The sequence below is a fragment of the Vibrio sp. 2134-1 genome, from assembly GCF_033339495.1.
Genome location: NZ_JAWOUS010000846.1, coordinates 1 through 544 on the forward strand (window position 1 = coordinate 1; position 544 = coordinate 544).

At 51.8% G+C, this 544-nt stretch carries 1 protein-coding gene; it reads right to left on the reverse strand.

Going from position 1 to position 544, the window contains the following annotated elements:
* Window positions 1-21 precede the first annotated feature (21 nt).
* The coding region (locus R7R78_RS28875; protein ID WP_263856356.1) for an FGGY-family carbohydrate kinase at window positions 22-544 on the reverse strand (523 nt) is incomplete at its 5' end.

The window sequence follows — 544 nt, forward strand, 5'->3', positions numbered from 1 at the left end:
GCATCATTCCAGACGGTTTGTTCAGACATCTTCGCGCTCCTGCGATTGGTGAAACTCCGCAATCTGCTCCATGTGTTGCCCAAGCTCGCGATACGTCGCGTAACGCTGTGCTCGCAATGTTTGCACTTTTGGTGTTGGTGAGTAGGTTTGACGAACAGGACTTGCCATCACGGCTTGTGCTGATTTGGTCGTCGGGTAAACGCCAGCTGCGACGGCTGCAAAAATCGCTGCCCCCAATGCGCAACATTGATCTGATTCGACCACGATGATGTCGCGACCAATCACATCGGCGCACATTTGCATCACGTAAGGGGATTTTTGCGCAATGCCACCAATGGCGATGACGCGTTCGACAGTGACATCTTGTTCTATAAAGCAATCGACGATCGCTTTTGCGCCATGCGCAGTGGATTCTACGAGTGCGGAGAAAATTGCAGGCGATGAGCTACCAAGGTTTAAGTCACAAATGGCACCTTTAAGACGCTGGTTTGCGTAAGGGGTTCGGCGGCCATTGAGCCAATCCATTGCAACCGGAGTATATTGG